Genomic DNA, 24,546 nt, shown 5'->3' with positions numbered 1-24,546 from the left:
AACTCACTTGGTTACTTATCATAGCGAGGGTTATACTAATATATAATGAGAGCTATCTTAGGCTGCTTCGTTAAGCCACGCATCATAGCCTGGTTTTAACAAGCTTTTACGAAGAGAAACTCCTTCTGGATGAAATGATCTATTATAGATACAGATTACGTACAGATTGAAACATAGCAGCATGAATTGAACAAAAAAGTGGTGGTTGAATTGGGGTAACCGTTAAAGATTTACTGCAGCTTCCTTCATTTAGAGGAGCTCAGGTGATCACTGGCACAAGCAGGCTTCATCAGACCGTTTCCTCTTTATCTGTGTTGGAAGTGGCGGATGTCAATTTCTTTTCGCAAATTATTCAAACCGTTCAAGAGGAATGGTATGCTGAAGAGCTGGTCATCAGCTCTTTTTATTCCATTAAGGACAGCGTGGAGCAGCAATGTCAAACAGTTCAATACTTGCATGACCTTGGTGAAATGGGATTGATTTTGTATTATGTTGGCATTGTATTGCCGGATATCGCCGATGAAGTGCTTGAGCTGGCAGAATCGCTGGATTTTATTATCATTTGCATGCCGAGAAACGATTACTCGCTTAGGTATAATGAAGTCATTTATGAAGCCATGGAGGCAATCGTAAGCAATCAGAAGGTGAATGAGCATTTCGTGAATGAATCATTGGAAAAGGTCTCGCTGCTGCCGGAACATTTGCGGAGCGTGGAAATTACCCTTAAACTGCTGTCGGACCGGATGAAAGCGAACATCGTTCTGACAAACAGCAACCTGGATATCATCAATCGTGTCATGTGGCCGCGCAATTCATCTCTTGATGTGACGAGTCTGATCCGGTCCATGGCTCCTTCCATTTTGAACGGCAGAATGGGAGAAGGCGAGCTGGATTCGTCCTGCTTTGTTGAATACAAACGTGTTCATCAAAAAAACGGAGAGATCCTTTACCTGTTTCTCATTAAAGAGAATACAAAGCTGCCTCCGAAGACGATGGATCAAATCAGCGAAGTGGTGCAAGTGGCCATCAATTTGTGGGGAGATAAGCACAATGAGGTCAGCGAGTACGCTTTGGTTAAAGCCATCGTGAATGATGAAAGCGAAAAAATGCGCAGATTGGCCAGTTTGCTCCATATTGACGTTTCCGGGATTCAAATGATGTGGCTCGTGTACATTCGGGATTTGTCGGAGGAAAGAAGGGTAAGGGAAGACTTAAAAGTGCATCTCTTGCAATATTATAAAACCGCGGTCATTCAAACGATCGATCACTGCGTTGTCGTGTTGCTAGGGAATTGTTCCTATAAATACAATGAGTTTGAAATCGCAGCGGATTATATCGAAACGACGAGCCTCATCGCTGACATATCAAGCATCGTTTATTCTCCGAGAATGCGCAACACACAGGACGTACGCCGAATGTATCAGCTCGTAAACGGAGTCTCTAAAGAGGTTCACCGCATTTATCATAACCGCAAACTATATACCGCGGCTGAAGTTCGTTCCATGAAACGAGCCATAGACCTCAGTAAACAAGGGGAAGAAATCGCTGAAGAATGCTTGTCTGTCATGGAGCCAATTATGGACGACCCTGACGCGTTGAAAACCCTGATGACTTTTCTGCTGGATGCGAAGGGGAATATGGATGATTGCAGCAAGCTGTTGTTCGTCCACAAAAATACGGTGAAATATCGCATTAAAAAAATTTGCGAGCTCATCGGATATGATGTGACCATCAATTCCGAATCGTACGATGTTTATACCGCCTGCATGGTCTACCGTCTCATTCATGACTAAAAAGTTCCGATGTTTTGTCCAATAAGACAAAAACATCGGATTTTTTTTTGTTTTCTGAAAAAGACGCTGACCTACTTCATCTTTTACAATAAGAAAACAATATTCGAACGAACAGGATTGGGGGGATCATATGAAAGCCGTTAAAGAGCATCAATCCTGGTTCAGTCTCGGGATCATCTGGGCTGGCGCAGTCATCAGCATCCCGAGTTTGTTGGTAGGGAATGCGCTGATTGCTGGCATGGGAGTATCGAATGTATTGCTTGTCACGTTAGCAGGTTACTCCATTATTGTGCTGCTCATGATTTTGCAGGGGATTCAAAGCACGGATTTGGGAAGGCCGACGGTTCAGGTCGCAGGTCAGGTGTTTGGCAAAACAGGGTCTCGAACGATTTTGTCCATTATCCTCGCTATTGCGTGTCTTGGATGGTTCGGGATCCAGGCGAATGTATGCGGGGAAGCTTTGGCCAATCTGCTAGCCGAGATCGGTATTAATATTCCTGTACCGCTGGCATCACTCATCTGCGGTCTCGTGATGGTCGTTTCGGCCATGTACGGCATTAAAGTGCTGCGGGTGATCAGTTATATTGCCGTCCCTTTATTAATCGGAATCAGCGTGTACGGTCTGATCGAAGCATTGACTGGGGACTCTCTGCAGATCATCCAAAATTATAAGCCTGCGGCCGTTATGAATTTTACCGACGGACTGGCAGTAACCCTAGGTTCATTTGCGCTGGGGGCAGTCATCGCGGGAGATTATTCGCAATTTTCGAGAAAACGGTCTGATGTCCTGAAAGCCGCTCTATTCGGGATTGTTCCGGCAGGCTTGCTGATGATTGGTGCAGGAGCCGTCCTGACGATTGCTTACCAAGCCAGCGATATCACAGCCACCTTTTTGAGTATCATGACGCCGTTTGTTGGCGGTGTGATTTTAATCTTGGCTACATGGAAAACGAATCTTGTGAATGTGATTTCAGGTGGTTTTGCCTTAATTAACGTGTTCAACGTTTCGAAGGAGAAAGAAAAGTGGGCTGTCGGCATTGCGGGAACCCTTGGGACCGTACTCGCTGTCCTTGGCATACTTAACTATTTTACTCCGATCATGTCCATTCTGTCGGCTATGATTCCGCCAGTGGCAGGCGTGATGATTGCTTCGTATTGGGTGCTTGGCAAAGGGGATAAGAGACGCTGGCAAGAGGTTGAGGGTGTGAACGTGCTGGGCGTTGTCTCATGGCTTGTGGGCGCGATCATTGCCTGCACGCCTGTCGTGTTATCCTTGTTCCCAAGCCTGCCGCAGATACCAAATCAGCCGTTGACCGGAATTGTCATTTCTTTTGTCATATATTATATCGGCTATCGTTTATTTGCTCAGAAGACTGTTATATTGGAGGAATCATAAATGAGATATTTAGATGAAACAGCTGTTGAACATATTGCCGTCGGAGCAGCATTTCTGGGAACGGGTGGAGGTGGAGACCCTTATATCGGAAAATTGATGGCTCTCTCGGCCATTAAGAAGTTTGGACCTGTCAAATTATATTCCGTGGACGAGATTGGGGATGAGGACTTTTTCATTCCAGCCGCGATGATGGGGGCGCCTTCCGTATTAGTGGAGAAATTCCCTCGCGGGGACGAGTTTGTGAAGGTTTTTCAGAAATTAGCGAATTATTTAGGAAAAGACAAGATTGCGGGTACGTTTCCGATGGAAGCGGGGGGCGTCAATTCCATGATTCCTATTGTTGTTGCGGCACAGCTGGGATTGCCCCTGATCGACTGTGACGGTATGGGCCGGGCGTTTCCGGAGCTTCAGATGGTGACGTTTAACCTGGACGGCATTCCAGCGACACCCATGGCCATAACGGATGAGAAAGGGAATATTGGCATCTTTGAGACCATTGACAACAAATGGACAGAACGGCTCGCCAGGGTGGCTACAGTCGAAATGGGGGCCAGTTCTTTAGTCAGCCTGTATCCGGCAACGGGTGCACAAATCAAGCAGAGTGGCGTTCATCATATCGTAACCCTGTCCGAACAGATCGGAGCAATCATTACATCGAAGAACAGAGATGCCAAGGACAAGCTTCAGGAACTGTTGAAACGGGTATCCGGCTATGAGCTATTTCAAGGGAAAATTGTGGATGTCATTCGTGAAACCAAGGGCGGATTTAATCTCGGCTGCATGCATCTTGAAGGCATCGAGGCGTTTAAAGCCGGAGAGATGAAGGTTCATTTTCAAAATGAAAACCTAATTGCTGAAAAGAACGGTCAGGTGGTAGCGATGACGCCCGATCTGATCTGTCTGGTTGATTACGAAACCTTGTTGCCTGTGACCACAGAGAGCCTGAAATACGGCAAACGCGTACGGGTTATTGGATTGCCCGCTCATGAAAAGTGGAGAACGGATAAGGGAATCCAGACGGCAGGTCCAAGATACTTCGGCTATGATTACGATTATGTACCACTTGAGGAAATGGTGAAAAAGGCGGTGGCTGAGAATGTATAGAATCGGGATCGATGTAGGCGGCACCAACACAGATGCCATCATTTTGAACGAGGATTATCAGTTGATCCATGCGGTGAAATCCCCAACAAGCCTGGATATTCGCACAGGGATTGAAACCTCGCTCCGGCAGCTGCTGCAGGGGGCGAATATTGATAAAAATCAAATCACACATGCCATGTTAGGCACAACACAATGCACAAATGCCATTGTTGAACGAAAAAAGCTGGCCCAAGTCGGTGTGATTCGTCTGGGGTACCCGGCAACGGCTTCCGTTGCTCCGTACACGTCCTGGCCTGAGGATATGGTTCAGAAGCTGTCGGGTAAATATGCTCTCGTACAGGGCGGATACGAATACGATGGCCAATTGCTTGGAGAAGTCGATGAAGGCGAAATCACAGCACTCCTGGAGGAGTGGCGCGGTAGTATTGAATCCATAGCGGTCATCGGCGTATTTTCATCCCTTAAAAATGACCAGGAGTTCCACGTTCGCGATCTCATCCATCAAATGTACGGACCCGAATTTCCTGTTTCTTGTTCTTCATTGATTGGTTCGGTTGGTTTAATCGAACGGGAAAATGCGACCATCCTCAATGCGGCATTGTGCAAGGTCATTGAAACGACAACCGAGGGGTTTGTGCAGGCATTAGAAGAAGAAGGCATATCGGATGCAGCAGTGTTTTTATGCCAAAATGACGGTACCTTAATGTCAGTAGATTACGCTAAACAGTTTCCGATCCTGACCATTGCCTGCGGACCTACGAACAGCATACGCGGTGCCTCTTATTTGGCAAAAATCAAAGATACGATGGTTCTCGACGTGGGCGGCACGACATCGGATATCGGCGTTTTGCAGGACGGGTTCCCGAGGGAATCGTCGGTTGCAGTCGAGGTTGGCGATATCCGCACGAATTTCCGCATGCCGGATATTATCTCAGTGGGACTAGGCGGCGGAAGCATCGTCCGCTCGGAGAATGGCAAAATTACAGTTGGCCCGGACAGCGTAGGATACAGGATCGGACAAGAGGCGCTTGTCTTTGGCGGGAATACGCTCACAACTACGGACATTGCCGTTCGGCTGGGTCTTGCAGATGTCGGGGATCAGAGCCTGGTAGCGCATCTGGATGAAGACTTTGCTAAACAGGTACAGGGCGAAATTGCAGCCATCATTGAACAGACCATTGATAAAATGAAGACATCTTCAGGTGATGTTGAGCTTGTGTTGGTAGGCGGAGGAAGTGTCGTGATTCCGGACACCATTCGCGGGGTATCCCATATGATTAAGCCTGAGAACGGGGGCGTGGCTAATGCCATTGGTGCGTGTATTGCCCAAATCAGCGGACAATATGAGCAGATTTACATCTATTCTACAGAGCCCCGTGAGGCAGCGTTAAGAGATGCTCGGGAAAAAGCCGTGAAACAGGCGGTACTTGCTGGCGCCGATCCGGCGACGGTTGAGCTCGTGGAAGTGGAAGAAACCCCGCTCGCTTATCATCCAGGAAATGCGACGAGACTTCGAGTGAAAGTCGTAGGAAACATGAAGTAAAAGAGGGCTTCACATGAGTTGATATAACTTGTGTGGGGCTCTTTTTTGTTATCGACGAGGTGTAAGTTGATGAGCGGAAAAGCCTGAGCAGCGAAGCAGATGAAGAGACGATTTGATTGCTTGGTTTATGAGCTAAAGCTAGACAACGCGCAGGAATTGTGAAGAAGGTTAGTATTCATTTATTAAGGCATTCATTTGCCACTATTTGCTAGAAAACGGGACAGATCTTCGCTACATTAAGGAGCTACTTGGTCAACGACTGCGCGAACAACTTGGTAGTACGAAAAATATCCAGCGTAATCAAAGTCCCTGGATCGGTTGGCTTCGGGAGATTAAGGCTACTCGAAGTCCCCCTTTATTCTTGAACCTTTTCTTCTTAATGTAATAATATGGGGATATCGTATACGTAGTTCAGATTATGGAAGGAATTTGTTGTATCTACGAAGTACATAAATTAGATGTTATGTGAAACCAGCGAAAACTCTGATAAAGGAGTCATTATAATGATTGAATACAACCTTATTACAACAAAGAATAGTGTTAAGCCGAATTATGATATTAGCAATAAAGATTTTTATTTTGAGATATATGTTAGCCCTAGTGAAGAAGTATGCCTATTGGGAAAAATAGATAATAACTATATTCGCTGGTGTTCGATAACCAAGGTCACACAATTAAATACTAATGAAGAAATAATCAATTACTTGCTATCACAATCCACTGAGCGACTGTATTCAAGCCACTATCAAGTGTTGGGATCTCGTTATGAAGAAATTCGAAAGTGGCACTCTTTTATTGTTACAAAGCATTGGCACAAAGATCAGTACTGGTATAGGTCTCCTGTAAGTAATTGCTTTTTCGGTACTCCTCCCTATAATAATGGTTCGTTTTTGGCGAGAGAAATACAGAAATTCTTCCTGATGGAGCTCAGTAAGTGTCAATATCGACTTATTGATAATGTTTATGTAAAGGTACTTAGTAGATATAAAGATATCTTAATGAAGGAGAATAGCCCGGAATATTATCTTGAGATGTTACCCATCAAAGAGATCATAAATTCAGAAAGTTATCTAAAGTTATGCTCTAATGATGAAATCAGAATTTTATATCTGGAATGTTTTGACCAATGTACTAATTTATATAATTTGTATATGATTGCTTCACGTTAAACCCATAAGTAATTCGAGGAAGTCGTTGGAATCACATAACACCATGTTCACGCATCGGGGCATTCGCCCCTCGGTCCGGCAGATGTAGTTGGCAGGGAAGCAGTGGCAGCCGGACACACTCGACTTCGTCGAGCGTCGTGAATACACAAACGTTAGCTGAAATTACTGCATTACTTTAAGGAAGGTGTCTCGATGAAGATAGAGCAAATTTCAGACATAGAAATATACGGTAACTGATATTGCAATAAAAAATATAAAATCTTTGAAATTCTGTATATTTGATTTTGAAGCAACTGGACCAAATGAACAAGAAGACCAGATAACACAAATTGGAGCAATAATACTTGAGGGAGAAACAGGAAGAGTCAAATCAAAATTTAAAAAATTAGTTAAACCTTCAAAGCAAATACCTGAAGTCATAGAAGAACTAACTGGAATAAAGAATATAGATGTTAAGCAGGCATCTGATTTAGCAGAAACGTTTCAAGATTTTATCAAATTCAGTGAAGGAACAATTTTGGTTACGCAAGCTGGATATGAATATGACTGGCCGTTGCTTGTAAATGAATGTAAAAGACATAATATACAAATGTTAGAAAATATAATCCTGGATACAAAAGTACTGTTTACATTTCTATATCCTGAGACAAATGAGGTGATTTCCACCAATTTTCTAATTGATTTTTATGGAATCAATGATTCGGATATTAAACGTCATGATGCATTGGGGGACAGTATTCTGATATCAAGAATCTTTTATGAAATATTGAAAGATTATGAGAAACGAGATATCCATGAAATTAATATAGAAGAACCATTGAGAATAAAAAAGGTTCAGCTTAAAAAGCTTGTGTAAGTACTTTGAAGAAGGGCAGTAAGAGGTGGAAGATTTCAAACTCCCGGATCTGGAAGTAGTCAATGAATTGAATGCGGATAGTATCACAGCTGCGATTGAAATATGGATCTGAAAGGGGTTCCTCGTAAACTCATTGAAGATATGCATGAGCGGATTGTCGACCTTCAATTGCATAATCTATTGAACTTGAAGAAGCAAAGGGAAGTTTACACCCTTGCCTATGGGCCAAATCGGTTCAAACAACGGGATATAGCGGAGCTACTAAACATTTGAAATTAGACGGGATCCGCGGCATCCTGGAGATCGGGCCAGATTCACGCTTATATTCCCGTCATCAAAATGAGATATCTGCACGGTATCCGGAATTAATAGAAGCCCGTAAGGCTGCTCTGGATTCGGGAACAATCATAGATGGTGAGATTGTAGTCAGTGATTTGGCCACAGGAAAGCCAGACTTTGTAGCCTGCAGTCGCCGGTTCCAAATGAAGCCGCCAAAGCAGGGTACACCAGGATTAACGTATGTTGCTTTTGATATTCTGCAATACAAAGGCAAGGATGTAACTAAGCTGGATCTGATGAGCCGAAAAGAGCTCCTGCAGACAGCGGTTCAAGAAAACGAAAAGATAAGCAAAAGCCGATTCATTGAGCATAGCTTTATTCCGTTTTTTGAGCTCATTCAGAAGCAGGAGCTTGAAGGTATTGTCATCAAGCAGAAAAACAGTGCTTACTACACCAACAGCCGACCCAAAAAGCTATGGCAACGTGTGGTAAACTACAAGCGAGAAACCTGTGTCATCCTTGGATTTTCCAATGTAAAAGCTGCTTGGCTATTGGGCGTTGAGCGGGATGGTGAGTTTATTCCCGTAGGAATGGTGAAATTCGGACTTACTCCGGATATCCGGAAAAAGGTATACCCCGTCTTGAAAGAGAATATAACGAAACAATCTGGCCAGTTTTCATATGTACGGCCCTGTGTATATGTTGATGTACGTTTTCGGGAATGGACAGCTGCAGGCAAAATGAGATTGCCGGTGGTGGATCGCGTACACAATCTATAATGCTACAGTTTAAAGGACTAAAGGACCTTCTGAAGTGCACCCCTTAGAATAGACATTGGAAAAACCCCTGGGTTTAACCGATGAAATTCTAGGGGGTGCATTTTTGTATGGCTATGAAGGGACAAAAGTTTAAATCGTATTCGGAGAGGATTAAAAAAGAGGCAATTCGTCTACATCTTGTTGAGGGGTGGACTTACCGAAAGATTAATGAACATTTGGGGATTAATGACCCGGGACGAATGAAGCGATGGATGCGAAAATACCGGGAACAAGGCGAGTTCGGACTGCTGGATCAGCGAGGTCGACGAAAAGAATACATGGATCAAGACCGGTATGTGCAAAACCTGAAACGGGAGAATGAGTTGCTAAAAAAGTGCTTGGTAACCTGGAAGGAGGAAGCAAACAAGAAAGATTTCAGATCATGGAAAAGGTAGCAGCATACGGAGATATCCAGAAACTCTGCCACGTGTTTGGTGTGTCCCGGAGTGGATTCTATGCCTATTTAAAACGTAAACGAATAGATCGCGATGCAAAGGCTAAGAGACAGGTACTTCAAACGTATCAACGATATGAAGGGAAATATGGCTATCGGCAGCTTCAGTTGTTCCTTTGGCAGGACCAAGGGATTTGGATGAATCACAAGAAGGTGCTTCGCCTCATGCAAACGCTCGGTATTCAATCCCGAATTCGTCGTAAACGACGCTCCAGTAGTTCGTATGCACCTGCTCAACGTGTAGCAAAGAACCGCTTGAAGCGAGACTTCTTTGCGGAAAAACCAAATCAGAAATGGGTAACTGACATTACCCAGTACCGGGTTGGAGAGCGCTGGGTGTACCTTTCGGCCATTAAGGATCTGTTTAATATTGAAAAATATATCCGTTTTTACAACCGAGAACGACCACAACGGAAACTAAAAAAACTGACGCCGGTAGAGTACCGACGCCAGTTTACCGCCTAGGGTCTTTTTCAATGTCTACAAAATAGGGACTTGACCACTTCTGGATGAAGGTCTTTTTTTGCTGCGTTCCTGGTATGGTGTACTGCCTGCAGGTGACGGGATTCTCAGCTTGGCCGCTTTGTATGGTCAGAAACTTTTTTACTCGTTAAATTCAAAATATTACTGTAACCTTTGGTGTTTTGTTGCGTTTATATAGATATACACCAATAATGGAAATTATAAGTAATTTTAAGACGGATCTCTCGTCAATTTCTGTGAAAGTGGGCAGGGTTTGCAATTGATACTCTATGAGTATCCAGCTACACGCCAATTATAATAAGATACGGAGGAATTCAATTGAAAAAAATTGCGAGATTAACACTTTCAGCAGTTCTAACGTTTACCCTTCTTGTACCTAGTGCGTTTGCAGCGGATTCTACAACGGCGAGTAAAGACATTTTAAATATTGCAAACCAAAAAATTGAAGAGCGTATACAGCTAGGACATACGGAATTTGAAGGAGTTACCGCCGAGAAAATTATTGGAATGAAAGATGAAAATGAAGAACTCACTAAATCTCTTGTAATTTTACAAAGGGAAAGCGGCATAGCAGGATATTTTATCATTGATAATAACTCTGGACTTCTCATTGAATTTGCTACGGGAGATGTCTATCCAGGCCAAGGCGAGGATGAAAACAATCTTTATTACTTTGGCCCACTTTTTTACGCAAACAAAGTTGATAGCAATACATTCGAAGAATTAAGTACAGATCAAACCTTTGAAGCTGATTCATTGCAAGAGATAAAAGTTAACAGGTTGAAAGCAGCAGATATATTGGATGCAGCTCCTTCAACTGAAAGCCAATCATTAAATAATGATGTTGGTATTAATACAATCATAAATTATGAATACGGTTTTATTAATGGAGTGCCTGATTATCAACAAAATGATAATACTAGTATGAGTAACGACTGTGTACCAACGGCTGGCGCCAATGCAATTATGTACTGGCGGAATCAAGGTTATACTAACTTATCATCTAGTGGTTTATGGAAAAATGTTGCTGATCGTCTAGGTGTACTAATGAGCCACACCGATAAAGTCGGAGTATATTCTAGTAAAATTGCTCCAGGGATGAACTCATATACCTCCGAGAAAGGCTACTCGAACTTCACTACAACATGGGACTCATCACCAACTTTTAATAAAATGAAATCCGAAGTTAATGCTAAAACTCCTCCATTCTTACGACTAGTGAACTATGGATATACTCCTGAAGGTTCAGATGGAGGTCATTTAGTGAATTTGGTTGGTTATGAGACATACACAGATACCAGTGACTGGTCGAACCCTCAATATGCAATTGTACATGACAATTGGGCAAGCACTGGGGAAAATGTTTACCTTCTACTAGGGCAGTATGGTTCGGTTACTGATATGTGGAAGATCAAAGATTAAAGAAATTGTGTTAGTTAAACGCTGGTCATACCCAGCGTTTTTTTATTAAACAAGATGGAACAATTCAAATGTAAATTTCGTTTAAAGATTAAGGGGGGATATGATGAAAAAATATTCACTTTACACCTTAATTTGTGCTTCATTATTGATCTTGATTCTTAGCAGCTGCCAAAATTCTAATCAGTCCGATCAGGCGGGAGTAAGCAAGGAACCAAAGGAATTAGAAACCTTCTATCCTGGCGACATTACACAGGTTGATTCTATTGAAATAATGAGTGGCAGTGATGGCACAAAAAAAACAACTACAGATCAAGCACAAATTCAAGAATGGATTGAAAAGGTGCGGCACTTAAAAATCGTACTTGATCCGGACCAAGAAGATGCAACAGGGGTTTTGTTTCATGTCACTATGTTTGAACAGGGGAAAGAAATGTTATATATGACGCCTACCGATATGAATCATCAGCGGATGGAGCCGCAATCGGAATTAGCAGACCGGATGACAGAGCTTTTCGATGCTATTGAATAAGTGGCACTTCCAGACTTAACAGTTGGCCAACTTTAAAGTCAAAAGAAGCAAATGAACCCGAGAGATTTTCTCTAGTATGATTCGCGTAAACAAAAGAATCAGCTAAATATAGGCGTAAAATCGGATTAACCGTAACACAGTATTGCTGGATAGAGACCTTCTTATAGAGGTCTTTTTTTATTTCATCAGGGGCTTAATGCTACCGGCTCTAAGGCGGCCAGAGCGGCCCTCAAAGAGCCGGTACGCACCGCTGTCGGATTACTCCACCCGGTTTTAGGCGCTCTACGTTCCTGGCTGTCGCTTAACATCCGCCACGGAGCCAAAATCCAAGAAATAGGTAATGTAAAACCTTCTTGAAAGAGAAAAGAGGAAGACCAGGATCTCAAGGGCATAGGGCATGGAGAGAACCGACATACGCCGGTTCTTTTCGATTAGTGGATACTCTTTTCCCCTTTTGACATCCGCATGTTAACAGGTGGCAGTTCGACTATAACCACGCATCGGAGCCTGACGGCTCCTCGGTCCGCTCGAAGGGATAAGCAGGGAAGTGGAATCAGGCGGACACATCTGCACCGACTAACCGCATCGAGGCCGCTCCCGATGATCCCTTAAGTCGGTGGGACGCCGTGGATACAGTAAAGTTATGCACCATTACCGGTGTATAGTAAAGATAATATTTAAGGAGATAACTTATGAAAGCTAAGATACTCTTATTATTTTTAATGACGATAATTTGTTCTTCTTGTCAAAATAGTAGTCAATCGACTACTTTGAACAGCGAAACTAATTCAATAAAGAATTCTGAACTGCCTTCTGATGTAGTGAGTACAGGTGATGGAACAGAATCAAAAGAAATAACGGAAGGTCGATCAGATACTGCTAACAATAAAGTATTACCCATGAGCATTGGAAAGCTTGATTCGAAAGGAGAATTTTATGATGAAATGCTTCGTAATCCAATAGATCATGATTATGAATTGGAATTTAATGAATTTCAAAATTCCAAAGAGATTATTACAACATTGGAATGGGGGGCATTTGAAAGCAAATATACAGAGATTTGGGATAAAGAGTTGAATCAAATATATAAAACGCTTCTTTCTAAGTTGGATAGAGAACCAAGAGAAGCACTAATTGAATCGCAGAAAGAATGGTTACAATATCACTTAAGGGAAACAAAATTTGTAGAGGAGACATTTATTTATAATGGTTATCTTGGATCAAAAGGACCAGTAAGCCTAACCACGGTTATACGGGAGAGAATTAGGGAAAGAACAATGCAATTATTTGAATATCGATATTTGCTAGATGGTGAAGTTGAGTTTGTATACCAAAGTGAAAAATAAAGTTGGAATCTTGATCAAAGGTTTTTAGGTGATACTTCGAAGACAGTTACGGCGCATCACAATGTATTCACGCTGTGGGGATACCGCCCCTTGGTTTTCAGATGTATAATCATGGAAGAACACTCGGACAACAAACGACTCAGCCTAAGATAAGAGCTATCTAAAGCTGGGTCGTTTAGTGTATACAAGAACGTTATGAGAAATCTTCGTAAATAATAATTTACGCAAGGAGCATTTCAATGAAGAAGCAAAAACCAGTAATTATAGAAGGATACAATAATGAATGGCCAAGAGCGTTCAATATAATAGAATCGGTTATATCCAACAAATTAAATAGTCTGGCATTACGAATTGAACACGTTGGAAGTACATCAATCCCGAGTCTTTCAGCCAAACCAATTATTGATATAGATGTAGTAATTGAATCTATGAACTGCCTGCCACAGGTAATCCGAAATCTAGAAGAATTGGGATATATTTATGAAGGTGATTTGGGGATTAAAAACAGAGAAGCATTTGCAAGAAAGGACGTTTATGTACCCTACACTAGTGAAGGCAATGAGAAGCACGAACATCATCTATACGTATACAATAGGGAAAGTGAAGAATTGAAAAGACATATAATGTTTAGAGATATACTAAGAAAGCATCCCTTATTAGTAACTGAGTATGCGAATTTAAAGTTCCAACTAGCTAATAAATACAGAAACAATCGCCAAGCCTATACTGCTGGAAAGACAGAATTTATTAAGAGAATAATGAATGAATACCAAGATATTAAAGTGTATTTCAGGAAGAATGAGGCATCTGATAACAAAGTGTCTACGTTGCAGGCAGTTCGGCCTTTGATTTGCTAGCTATTTTAAGACGTCGGACGCTAGTGATCACTCAGGAACAAACATTGAGGGATACGAGACTTGGTATGAAATGACCGGTAAATAATAAATTTCATTCTTCAATCCACTCACGAACTCTGAAAACAAAGGGAAGCTAACTTAATCTTGAACTAAAAGCAAGCCGAAGCGTCTAACGTACGCTTCGGCTTGTTTTATTTGTTTACTTTTCAACTAAACTCTAACCCAATCCTACTTCGCACTTACCGACTTAAACCAATCATTCACTTCTTGCGTGATCTGATCTCCGCCGTTAGATTTCCAGTTGGCGACGAATTGGTCAAAGGCATCGATCGGCAGTTTGCCGTAGATGATTTTATTGAAGGTTTCCATTTCGGACTGGCGGAGCAGGTTCCATTTGGACACCATGGTTGGTGTGGCTGCACCGGTAAAGTAGTTTTGTTTACGAATGTCGATCTGCGACATCACGACTTTGGCTGCGGCCCAGTTTTCGGGTTTGCGGAACTCGGCCATTTGTTTCTCGTATGGGGTTTCGGGCTTCTCGCCGTCAGCCAGCTTCACGAGGGTTTTCATGTACAGATCCGGGATACGGGCCGGGCCAGTCAGGAACGGGAACTCGTTGGAGAAGTCTTTGATCTTCTCTTTGTCACTGGTCGGTTTACCGTCAATGATATCCCAGTCGTATCCTTTGGCAAAGCCGTACTCATATGGACTGCCCGCAGCCGGGTTGGCCAGGTTATCGAGCAGGTAGTTGTAGTATAGGAAAATGGCTTCCGGATGCTTGGCATCCTTGTTGATCATGATACTGGCGTTGACGCCGGAGTTCTGCCACTTCGTACCGATTTTGCCGTCTGGACCAGCAGGGATGGGGTAGGCTTTGTATTTCGCGCCAGGTACGTTCTTGAGCAGGTCTGGTGCAGGCCAGTCTGGTACCCAGTTGGCTCCAGGCAGGATGCCAGCGGTGCCAGCGGTCCAGCTTTCGGCGGATTTGCCTTCGTCCCACAGGGCAGAGTCGGTATGGATATACCCTTTGTTCATCCATTCATTCAGCTTGGCAAGGGCTTGTTTGGCACCAGGATTAATGGAGCCGTACTCCAGATTGCCGTTGGCGTCTTTGTTCCATTGTTCTTGGATGGTGCCGTATGCGCCAAATAACCAGTCGAGCGAACCCATCCAGGTGTTGGTGTTATTTTTCAGCGAGATCGCGAGTGGGAATACTTTATCCGGAGACAGGCCGTCCGGGTTCTCGTTTTTGAATTTGTCCATGATATTCTCAAGATCTGCGATGGTCTTAGGTGCTTCCAGGTTCAGCTTCTCCATCCAGTCTTCTCTGAGCCAGAGCAGGGTATCGTCGTTATCGGTGTACTCCAGGATCGGCATGTTGTATCTCTTGCCATCCTTGGTGAACGGGTACCACAGCTCGGGATGCGCTGCAGCGTGATCCTTCAGAATTTTGTTGGCGTACTTGTCGAACAGTTCATCAATGGCGATGAATTGACCGGAGTCGATCAGCTGATTGGTGAGTACCGCGTTCGTTGGAACGGATACGAAATCAGGCAATTTCTCGCCTGAAGCAATGGCCAGCTGCAGCTTCTGTCTGTATTGATCGTCATTAGCCGGATACCATGAATCCTTATGCTTCATGCCCAGCGTTTCGAGCATCCAGCGGTCGTGTACGTTATTTTCTTTGGTATCGCCCTGAACGTATTTCTTCGGCATACGAACCGAACTGAACTCAATGGGCGGATCATATTTTCCTTTGGCAAAAGCAGCTTCTGCTTCGGCTGACCCGACTGTCGCCGGCGTATCGTCCGTACCATTCTCACTGGCTGAATCGCCACTGCCGCACGCAGTGATGGTGATGAGTGCGATGACCATGAGCAAGGACCACCATGTTTTGAATTTGATCATTGTTCAATCCCCCTACGATGTATGATCTTTACAAGTGTAACTGTACCAAGTTGGGCGGGAGGGCATCTATATGAGTTTGTTAGTTTCGATAGGACTCTATTATGCTGTTTAATGCTGGTCTCGATATTCCTGGGGCGTAACACCGAACTGACGCTTGAACACTTTGATAAAATACGCCGGGTCCATATAGCCAATCTCCATGCTGATTTCATATACTTTTTTGGTGGTCGTGACCAGCTTGTGGCAGGCCCGATCCATGCGCAGGCGCGAGATATATTCACTGATACCTTCGCCCGTTTCGATCTTGTAAATCTTGGACAGATGGGTCGGATGCAGGTTCACATGATCGGCGAGCACACGCAGAGACACATCCAGATGCAGATTTTTATCCGTAAACTCCTGAATCTTCTTCACATATTCGGACCGGGTATCCTTGACCTCATTGGACGTGCCTTCCTTGAGTTTGGCGAGTACACCAAGTGACCATTTACGCAGTTTTCCGATGGTGGAGAAGGCCTCCCCGCTCTGAAGATACTCAATATCGCTGCCCATGAGGCTCGTCAGGGTCAGCTTGTTCCGGTGGGCGAGGTTAGTGAACGAAGCCGTGATGAGAAAACCAGCCTCCATGCAATGCTCCCACGATTCGGACCATTTCTCATCCAACTCTGCGCAGACGGCGAGTATTTTCTCCTCGGCAGCATCCCATTGTCCGCTTTCCAGCAGATGGATGAAGGTGGGCGGAGTGTACAGCACGTCCAGCGGACCTTGAGCTGTAGGGGTCTCCACATCGCTGACCCGCATCACGAATTCACGCTCGTCCCCAACGATCTGCCGGAAATACGCGGAGGCCTGACGGAAGCGATCGTAGAGCTGGTCCGGAAAGGTGAACCACTCGGTCATGACAATGGAGAGGGAGCCTTTCAGAAACTGTTTTACTTTGGATTGAAGCTGAATGGACAGCTTTTCCAGAATGGTTTCTTTTCCAATATCGTCATTCCGTTCCTTCAACTGCAGTAAAAACACTACATACCCGTGCTCCTCTTTCACACCCCACACGTGCATAAACTCACCCATAATTTCCTCCGCCATGTTGATGATGGCATACTCGATCAGGGTCTGATCATGGCTGTCGTAGTGTCCAAATTCTTCATCCAATCGAACGAGCATAAGTGCGGCGTCCCCGGCGTGAAAGGGAAGATCGTAATTAGCGAGTTTCCGATCCCATTCGCTGGTTGAATACCGATGTCCCTGCAATGCCTCCAGAAGCAGTCGTCCGCGCAAGTGTGGCAGGTTTTCTCGTAAAGTAAACTGGGTTCGACTCAGTGAACTGATGAGTTCCCATTCGTTGTTTAATTGGTCGATGGCCTTCTGCACGGCGCCCATTAATTCATCGTCTGTCGGCGGCTTGAGCAGGTAGTCCACGGCCTCGTACTGGATGGCTTTTTTGGCGTAATCGAATTCGGAATAACCCGATAACAGAATGCATTTTATTTTTTTGTCCCGGATCCGGATGCGTTCGATCAGTTCTATACCTGTCATTTCCGGCATCTGAATGTCCGAGATCACGATATCAATGGGGTGGGTGTCAATCAGTTGTAAGGCTTCATGAGCAGAGTACGCCCTATGTACCTGGTCGATCCCCAGCGTGTGCCAGGGCTTGGTCATGGACAGGTTATCGACCCAGTGTGCTTCGTCGTCTACGATTATCATTTGCATACTTCTTCGTCTCCCTTGGTGGTGTAAATATAAGGCCTAGAATGAAAATCAATGGATACTTCTTGTGAACGAAGTCGCTACGGCTTCGAAGGGTTCTTTCGATCGCTGTTCAAGCCCCGTTTCCGGATTAGATGGTGGTAAGGTTGAAATGGGGCTTGAAAGGCGAACACTTCGTTTCTACAGAATCCCTTCAATCCTTCGCTTTGGTTCACATAACGTCTAACCCTTTATTTGAAACAAGGCTTTATATAAAGATGGAATTGTAATAAAAGTACAGCGTATGCTTCCTTCCAATGAAGCTTTCCTGTAGCAATCCTTTAGCTTCGCTTCTTCAGGTTTTTTCTTTCCTCTACGTTCACGTGTACATGTTTCTTTCCAATGAAATGGCTCAACTTCTATTAATGTCGGTATCTCACTCAGAATTTGTATCGTCCTTCGGCAACTCCCAGATGATCTCGGTTCGGAATCCGCCAAGTGGGGATGGTGCGAATAGAAGGTAGGATCGGCTGCCGAACAGATGCATGATTCGTTGGTTCGTATTCCAGAGACCACAGCCCATTTCCTCCTGCAGTGGCTCCTGCATTTTCAGGTTCAGCGCTTCGTATTGTTCTGGGCTTAGGCCGGGGCCGTCGTCGTCGATGTAGATTCTGCCGAAACCGTCTGAGCTCTCCCCGGTAATTCGAATCTCTCCGGATGAATAGGACTTCGCGACACCATGTATAACGGAGTTCTCGACCATAGGTTGAAGCATTAATCGTGGTACAGTCTGGGCAAGCATGTCCTCAGGGATATCGATGTGATACTCAATTCGCCCATTGCGCAGCTTCTGGATATCCAGATAGTTGATCAGCAGCTTAATCTCTTCCTGGAGTGAAGACGTCTCCCGTTCCATGCGGGTGGTGTAGCGATAATATGCACTTAGGTTATGCGCCATGGAGACAACAGCTTGTTCGTCCTTCATCTGGGCCATGTTGATGATATAGCCTAGACAGTTATATAGAAAATGGGGATTGATCTGGGCCTGCAGCTGCTTCAGCGTAGCTTCTTTGGCTCTAATTTTCTCGTGAAATACATTCTCGATCAGGTCTTGAATCTGGTGGGACATATCATTGAATCGATGGAATAGGAATGAGAACTCATTCTGATCCTTGCTATGAAGACGTACGGAATAGTCTCCGCGCTGTACGCGGCGTAAGCCCTGGATTAACTTTTTAATCGGATATTGAATGTTTCTGTACAGTAAAATGGAAGCGGAAATGCCTACCACAAACAGCAGGGTCATAAAGAGATAGAACAAATTGCGGCTGAGTGAAATGGGCTGCAGAATCTGATACAGCGGGACCACGTCGACCAAATGCCAGTCCAGGTAGGAGGATTTTACCGCGCTGACCAGATACTTTTTCCCGTTCAGTTTCACAACATCCTGTGTAGTATCCTCCGGGGAGTGCGTATCCAGATAACGAATAAGTTCCTCCGATAACTGCTTGTCTGCACTGCGATTCAGAATGGGGTCATTGCCCTTGTGATAAAGGAAAGGATCACCCTGCCCACCTGCCTTGTATGTATCGAGCATGTTCTGAATGTTCTCATAACTGAAGCTGGCCTCAATGACGAGATTGCTGCCAGTCAACATGCCTGGTTGAGCCAAGGAATCGGTGTAAAACCAGTAAAAGGACTGCATGCCCTCCAGCGATTCCGCCCCTTGATCCCCGTATGTCCATTGTCCGCTCATATTCCGTTTCAAGTAATCCTCGTCATACCCCGAAGAGCGGTTGTAGTTGGCGATAACATCTTGATTCTGTTGCGAGTATACGGCATACCGGGTGTTCCATATATCCGTGACGCCAGATTGGAGCACCATTTTTTCCTGAATGGCATAGCGGGTCTGCATCTGATCATACCGATCATCCCATATGTTCAAACCGTTAAATGCCCGGACATTGGGATCTCTTGAAAGGATCAGACTGAAATCCATCATCTGATTAATGCGGGAATCGATCTGACTGGCTAGAAACGTGAGCTGTTTCGTATTCGAAATCTGCAGCTCTTTGCTGACCACGTTATAGGTGACGTTGTTCGAGTAGGTGTACATGATGATAATGGGGATGAACAACAACACGATTAAGCAGTTGATTTTGGCAAACAGACTAAACCGGGAACGGGCACTTCTTTCGAATAATATAAAGCGCTTCCATATATGCATGAAAAGTCTCCTTCAATTTCGTTTTCGAAAAATCAGGTTTACACGAGATTCCTAACAAAACCCTATCCGGCCTAACAATGTTATATAGTCAGAGCTCAGAATGGCCTGATACTATTTATAGCAGAGAACCCCATTACACACAAAAACTTTTTTTGGGAACAGGAGAAGGCACTATGGAGGCTAAATTGGAGGGTCAACGGGTCCCACAGGCGAATGTGGGGAACAAGCTGGAACAGAAGAGAAAGAAACGTTACAAACAGCCGTGGGTTCTGCACTTCATGGTGCTGCCGGCGGCCATTATGGTTTTTATTTTTTCGTATATTCCGATGTCCGGAATTTTGATGGCATTTCAGGATTACAAGCCTGCGCTCGGTTTCGCGGGTTCGGAATGGGTGGGACTGAAGCACTTCAGGTATATGTGGGAAAATGATTATTTCCTGCAAATTACGTGGAACACGCTGTTCTTTGCCTGCTCCAAAATCATCATGAATCTGATCATTCCGTTTGTCTTCGCGTTATTGCTCAATGAGGTACGGAAGATGGCGCTCAAAAGAACCATTCAGACACTCGTGTATCTGCCACACTTCTTGTCCTGGGTAACGCTGTCCGGCATTCTGATCGACATTCTGGCACAGACGGGTATTCTCAATCAGTTCCTTGTCTCGGTATTTGGTATCAAGCCGATTTTCTTCCTAGGAGATGGCAACTGGTTCCGGTTTACGATCATTGCGAGTGATGTTTGGAAAGAGTTTGGTTTCAACACAATTATCTTCCTTGCAGCATTGTCCGGCATTAACCCGTCACTGTATGAAGCAGCTGAAGTGGATGGGGCGGGACGCTGGAAGCAGACTATCTATATCACGATCCCGGCGCTGATTCCCATCGGAATCGTGATCGCGACACTGGCCCTGGGGAATGTGCTTAACGCCAACTTCGACCAAATCTTCAACTTATATAGTCCATTAATTTACCAGCAAGCGGATATCATCGATACGTTCGTGTATCGGGAAGGTCTGCTGAGTGGGCAGTTCAGCTTCGCTACCGCGGTGAATCTGTTCAAATCGGTCATCAGTCTGATCCTCATCGTGATCTCCTATCGACTGGCCTACCGATTCGCCGGATACCGAATTTTCTAGAAAGGATGATGACGAGCCATGTATCATAAAACGCTGCCCTATCGCATATTCAGCATCTTCAACAATGTGTTCCTGACCATCCTTTCGCTGCTCTGTCTGCTGCCTTTATATCACTTGCTGATGGTATCGCTTAGCGCGTCTGCACCTGCGAATGCCGGTCTGGTGACGTTCTGGCCGATTGGATTTACGCTCGAAGCATATGCCAAGACGTTTGATAACGCCAATTTCCTGTCCTCCCTGTGGGTATCTGTGGAGCGGACGGTGCTGGGAACCGGGCTTGCACTCATCGTGAATACAATTGCTGCCTATGCGCTCTCCAAGGAGACACGTGTGTTCCGCGCACGTAACATCTATCTGTGGTATTTTGTCGTCACGATGCTGTTCAGCGGGGGGCTCATTCCGGGGTATATCCTCATTCTGAAGCTGGGGCTGATGAATACCTTATGGGCACTCATTCTGCCGGGACTAGTGGCGGTGTTTAACATTATTCTGCTGCTGAATTTCTTCCGTACGGTGCCGAAGGATCTGGAGGAGGCCGCATTTATCGATGGAGCAGGACACTTTCAGTCGTTTATCAAAATCTATCTCCCCGTCTCCGTGCCTGTTATCGCCACCGTCTCTCTGTTCATGATGGTTGGACATTGGAACGCATATTTTGACGGGATCATCTATATCCGTGATTCGGAAAAGCTGCCACTCGCGACGTTTATGCAAACGATCATCGTGCAGGCCGACATGACGAAACTTGATCCGGAAGCGATTGCGAACCTGTCGCAGCGGACGATTCGGGCGTCCCAGATCTTTATCAGCGCGCTGCCGATTCTGCTTGTGTACCCGTTCCTGCAACGCTATTTTGTAACGGGGATTGTGGTGGGGGCTGTGAAGGAGTAGCTGTAGTATAGCGGTGTAGAATAAGGTTGTGAAAATGGAGTCACTGAACTGGGGAAGGCCAGGGAGGGGCTCTTTTTTGTTGTGGAAAAGAAGTATATTACCTTTATTTGAATAAAATGGTACTATGGGAGATGATTCTGAGCGTGAGTCATTTGTTAATAGGGAGATGGAGACAAAGTGAAGAAAATTATGGTTGTTACCCTTGCTTTGACGTTATTAAGTGCATCCATTGCTTTTACAGCCACAAGTGCACCGAAAAAGATCGACATAGTTAAGACTCAAGCAGGTTCTGAAGCTCACAAGAAATCAATTGAAGTTACGATTGACTTGGAAACCTTTCAATTAGTTGAGGGGAATGATTTTATCATTTCCGAAGGCCATATACTTGTTTCGCCAGGCTATATTACGAATGTACTAGATTTCGATGTGCCTGGAAAAGGGATATGGTGGGATAACGAGGCCAAAAGTGTAATATTTGCATATGTCGACAAAGACGATTACCCAAAGCCAAGGTTAGCCTTTAAGGTGGGAGAAAGCTATTTTACCGAGTTCGACAAGCAAATTGATCTAAAGAGTAAAGTAGTAATGCTAGATGGAAGAGTTTATTTGCCGCTAAGAGCAATTAGTGAAGCATACGGTATGGAGGTTCACTGGGAATCAAATACTGGTCAGACCATGATTCAAATTACTTCGAAAAATCACTAGCCATAATTTTTATGCGGACAAATAGACTTTGAAGAACAGAATTGAAGGGAGGGCAGAATGGACTTATAGGAGTGTCTTATGGATGTAATGTTTTGGTATGGAAGAATGATTTCCAGGGAAGCTAGGAAGCAACCGAACACATCCAGCATTCGCTGGGGGCGTTAATATAGGAACATTAAGCGATACTTCGTTAAACTGAAAACATCCAGGCTCGACCTCAAATATTTCGTTGAAGGGTAGGAGAATATATGGGTTCAAGAATAATGCATCTGGTCATAGCAAATAGAATTGCTGATAGCCTATCAATCAAAGATAAGACGTCTTTTTTACTTGGAGGTATCGCTCCGGATGCTGTTTCATCTAAAGATTCGTCACATTTCTTTGCTGGTGAAGTGCAAGATTATTCAAGAAACGTTGACTACAAAGGCTTTATACATAAATATAGATCGCAAGCAGAAGACTTATATGTACTTGGTTATTTTACGCATTTGATTGCTGATGATATTTGGTTGAAAGGTTTCAATCTGCCTTGGTTAAAAAACAGAATGGATGCAGACGCTGGATTATATAAACTGTATCATGATGATTTCAGAATGTTGAATGGGAAGTTATTAGAGCATTATGGATACACAGATGAATTAAGAAGATCGCTGAAATACTTTCCTACCATACCTGAATTAGATGAGGTTAAACCAAAAGATGTGGGAAATTTCGTTCCATATGTATTGGGGGATATGGATTATGATAACGAAATATTGAATGAGAATCTTAATGTTTTTACGTTTAACCAGATCGTTGGATACTTAGAGACATCAGTCGATATGGGATTATTGAATATGAGGTATATAAAGATAAAGTATAATTTATAGGCTATATCTCTGAAAAGTGGAGATTGAAACGAAGCCCGTTGCCCATACACTCCCAATCCTGTTATAATTCCGGTATATCTACTGCATTGGGGGTTATACCGTGGCAATATTGGCAGTGCCGGATTGCTCGTTCGCTAGAAATGCCTTACGCAAAGCCTGAATAGGGGCGGACTTTGTGTAGGGCGCGACGACAATAAAATCGATCGCCCTGAAAGCATCATCATGTTTCACCCTGCAGGCTTTGCACCTTATTTGTTTGTCCAATAAAAATAAGGGGCTGAACGCCATGCAAACACCATTTATTCAAAATCATCAATTTAATTTTATTCAAAAACAAGCTGATTTCCTGCTTAAAACGCTTCGCTCGGTCGTGGATCGAAAAGTACTGGAGACCGTCCGTTATACGGTTGGAACGAATGCGGTTGGCATATTCAATGAACTGACTCCGGAACAGAAGGAGCTGCTGGAGCAGTTATCCACGTATGATACGCCGCATGACGTGCAATTGTACCTGAACCAGCTTGAGGAATATCTGATTCCATTTCCGCAAGTGTCTGCGAAGCAGATTCAGAAGCTGTTTCCGAAGGCGAAGAAGCTCAAACTGCCGGATCTGGAAACGGTCGATTACGCACATACAACCTATCTAAGATGGACGGACATTGCGACGAGCCGCCTGTTCATCGTGTACCCGTACGATGGGAAGTTCCTCGGAATTGAGGGACGGATTACGGCTACGAACAAAAAAGGATACTGCATGTTCTGTAATCGGCATCAGGAACTTGGATTCTTTAACGTGAAGACCAAGGGCCATTCGCCGGACAACTTTTCTTCCATTGGCCAGTACGTATGCATGGATAGCAATGCTTGCAACCATAGCATCACCGACATCACCATGCTGGAGAAGTTTCTTCTCTCAACAGTAAAATAATTCTAAGTTTACAGAACAGGGTCGCTCTCCGGAGCGACCTTTTTTGCTTGGATTATGGGAAGTTCAATTCTCATGCCATACTTGTTATTGTTTAGCATGATATAAGGTTGATCCATTTTCTCAATAGCACTCAGGAATCGA

The 24,546-nt window shown here is 44.3% G+C and carries 21 protein-coding genes; 18 read left to right on the top strand and 3 right to left on the bottom strand.

The window, feature by feature from the left end:
* The first annotated feature begins 263 nt into the window (after positions 1–263).
* The 13 genes from AB3N00_RS10725 to AB3N00_RS10665 all read left to right on the top strand — a co-directional run bounded on the left by AB3N00_RS10725 (position 264) and on the right by AB3N00_RS10665 (position 14,049).
* A complete protein-coding gene (locus AB3N00_RS10725; protein ID WP_413034514.1) occupies positions 264–1,793 on the top strand; it encodes a PucR family transcriptional regulator in 1,530 nt (509 codons plus the stop codon).
* Between the two features lie 130 nt (positions 1,794–1,923).
* On the top strand, positions 1,924–3,189 hold the full coding sequence (locus AB3N00_RS10720) for a cytosine permease (RefSeq protein WP_413034513.1): 1,266 nt from the start codon (positions 1,924–1,926) through the stop codon (positions 3,187–3,189).
* Entirely contained in the window at positions 3,190–4,293 is a 1,104-nt protein-coding gene (locus tag AB3N00_RS10715; protein ID WP_413034512.1) for a DUF917 domain-containing protein, read from the top strand.
* Positions 4,286–5,836: a hydantoinase/oxoprolinase family protein gene (locus AB3N00_RS10710; RefSeq protein WP_413034511.1), complete on the top strand. Its 1,551-nt coding sequence runs from the start codon at positions 4,286–4,288 to the stop codon at positions 5,834–5,836. Before AB3N00_RS10715 ends, AB3N00_RS10710 begins: the two co-directional genes overlap by 8 nt.
* Positions 5,837–6,339: 503 nt before the next feature.
* A complete protein-coding gene (locus tag AB3N00_RS10705; RefSeq protein WP_413034510.1) occupies positions 6,340–7,005 on the top strand; it encodes a hypothetical protein in 666 nt (221 codons plus the stop codon).
* Between the two features lie 262 nt (positions 7,006–7,267).
* Positions 7,268–7,861 carry a PolC-type DNA polymerase III gene (locus tag AB3N00_RS10700; protein WP_413034509.1) on the top strand — a complete coding sequence of 198 codons (594 nt, stop codon included), beginning with the start codon at positions 7,268–7,270 and terminating at the stop codon, positions 7,859–7,861.
* 179 nt (positions 7,862–8,040) lie between these two features.
* On the top strand, positions 8,041–8,919 hold the full coding sequence (locus AB3N00_RS10695) for a hypothetical protein (protein ID WP_413035244.1): 879 nt from the start codon (positions 8,041–8,043) through the stop codon (positions 8,917–8,919).
* A gap of 107 nt (positions 8,920–9,026) precedes the next feature.
* Entirely contained in the window at positions 9,027–9,353 is a 327-nt protein-coding gene (locus AB3N00_RS10690; RefSeq protein ID WP_413034508.1) for a helix-turn-helix domain-containing protein, read from the top strand.
* Entirely contained in the window at positions 9,341–9,877 is a 537-nt protein-coding gene (locus tag AB3N00_RS10685; protein WP_413034507.1) for an IS3 family transposase, read from the top strand. The genes AB3N00_RS10690 and AB3N00_RS10685 overlap by 13 nt, the downstream gene beginning before the upstream one ends.
* Before the next feature lie 336 nt (positions 9,878–10,213).
* Positions 10,214–11,317, top strand: coding sequence for a hypothetical protein (locus AB3N00_RS10680; RefSeq protein WP_413034506.1), 1,104 nt, complete (start codon positions 10,214–10,216; stop codon positions 11,315–11,317).
* Positions 11,318–11,420: 103 nt separating this feature from the next.
* Positions 11,421–11,846, top strand: coding sequence for a hypothetical protein (locus tag AB3N00_RS10675; RefSeq protein WP_413034505.1), 426 nt, complete (start codon positions 11,421–11,423; stop codon positions 11,844–11,846).
* 692 nt (positions 11,847–12,538) lie between these two features.
* Entirely contained in the window at positions 12,539–13,192 is a 654-nt protein-coding gene (locus AB3N00_RS10670; RefSeq protein ID WP_413034504.1) for a lysozyme inhibitor LprI family protein, read from the top strand.
* 239 nt (positions 13,193–13,431) lie between these two features.
* Complete coding sequence (locus tag AB3N00_RS10665) at positions 13,432–14,049, top strand: GrpB family protein (RefSeq protein WP_413034503.1); 618 nt, start codon at positions 13,432–13,434, stop codon at positions 14,047–14,049.
* Between the two features lie 228 nt (positions 14,050–14,277).
* On the opposite strand, the gene AB3N00_RS10660 is transcribed toward AB3N00_RS10665, so the two are convergent.
* The 3 genes from AB3N00_RS10660 to AB3N00_RS10650 form a co-directional block, all read right to left on the bottom strand.
* Positions 14,278–15,957, bottom strand: a complete 1,680-nt coding sequence (locus AB3N00_RS10660) for an ABC transporter substrate-binding protein (RefSeq protein ID WP_413034502.1) — start codon at positions 15,955–15,957, stop codon at positions 14,278–14,280.
* Between the two features lie 108 nt (positions 15,958–16,065).
* Entirely contained in the window at positions 16,066–17,673 is a 1,608-nt protein-coding gene (locus tag AB3N00_RS10655; protein ID WP_413034501.1) for a response regulator transcription factor, read from the bottom strand.
* A gap of 412 nt (positions 17,674–18,085) precedes the next feature.
* Entirely contained in the window at positions 18,086–19,876 is a 1,791-nt protein-coding gene (locus AB3N00_RS10650) for a cache domain-containing sensor histidine kinase (protein ID WP_413034500.1), read from the bottom strand.
* Positions 19,877–20,154: 278 nt separating this feature from the next.
* Here AB3N00_RS10650 and AB3N00_RS10645 point away from each other — a divergent pair, with 278 nt between their 5' ends.
* The 5 genes from AB3N00_RS10645 (at position 20,155) to AB3N00_RS10625 (ending at position 24,405) form a co-directional block, all read left to right on the top strand.
* Positions 20,155–21,012: an ABC transporter permease gene (locus tag AB3N00_RS10645; RefSeq protein WP_236146791.1), complete on the top strand. Its 858-nt coding sequence runs from the start codon at positions 20,155–20,157 to the stop codon at positions 21,010–21,012.
* A gap of 18 nt (positions 21,013–21,030) precedes the next feature.
* The gene (locus tag AB3N00_RS10640; protein WP_095360436.1) at positions 21,031–21,903 is read left to right on the top strand and encodes a carbohydrate ABC transporter permease; all 873 of its coding nucleotides are present in this window, start codon (positions 21,031–21,033) and stop codon (positions 21,901–21,903) included.
* 177 nt (positions 21,904–22,080) lie between these two features.
* Positions 22,081–22,608, top strand: coding sequence for a stalk domain-containing protein (locus AB3N00_RS10635; protein ID WP_413034499.1), 528 nt, complete (start codon positions 22,081–22,083; stop codon positions 22,606–22,608).
* 248 nt (positions 22,609–22,856) lie between these two features.
* The gene (locus AB3N00_RS10630; protein ID WP_413034498.1) at positions 22,857–23,477 is read left to right on the top strand and encodes a zinc dependent phospholipase C family protein; all 621 of its coding nucleotides are present in this window, start codon (positions 22,857–22,859) and stop codon (positions 23,475–23,477) included.
* Positions 23,478–23,763: 286 nt separating this feature from the next.
* A complete protein-coding gene (locus tag AB3N00_RS10625) occupies positions 23,764–24,405 on the top strand; it encodes a FusB/FusC family EF-G-binding protein (RefSeq protein WP_413034497.1) in 642 nt (213 codons plus the stop codon).
* The last annotated feature ends 141 nt before the right edge of the window (positions 24,406–24,546 follow it).

Source organism: Paenibacillus xylanilyticus, from assembly GCF_047246825.1.
GTDB lineage: Bacteria > Bacillota > Bacilli > Paenibacillales > Paenibacillaceae > Paenibacillus > Paenibacillus xylanilyticus_B.
The sequence above is the reverse complement of the archived record's forward strand: the minus strand, read 5'-3'. Positions and strand labels throughout refer to the sequence as shown.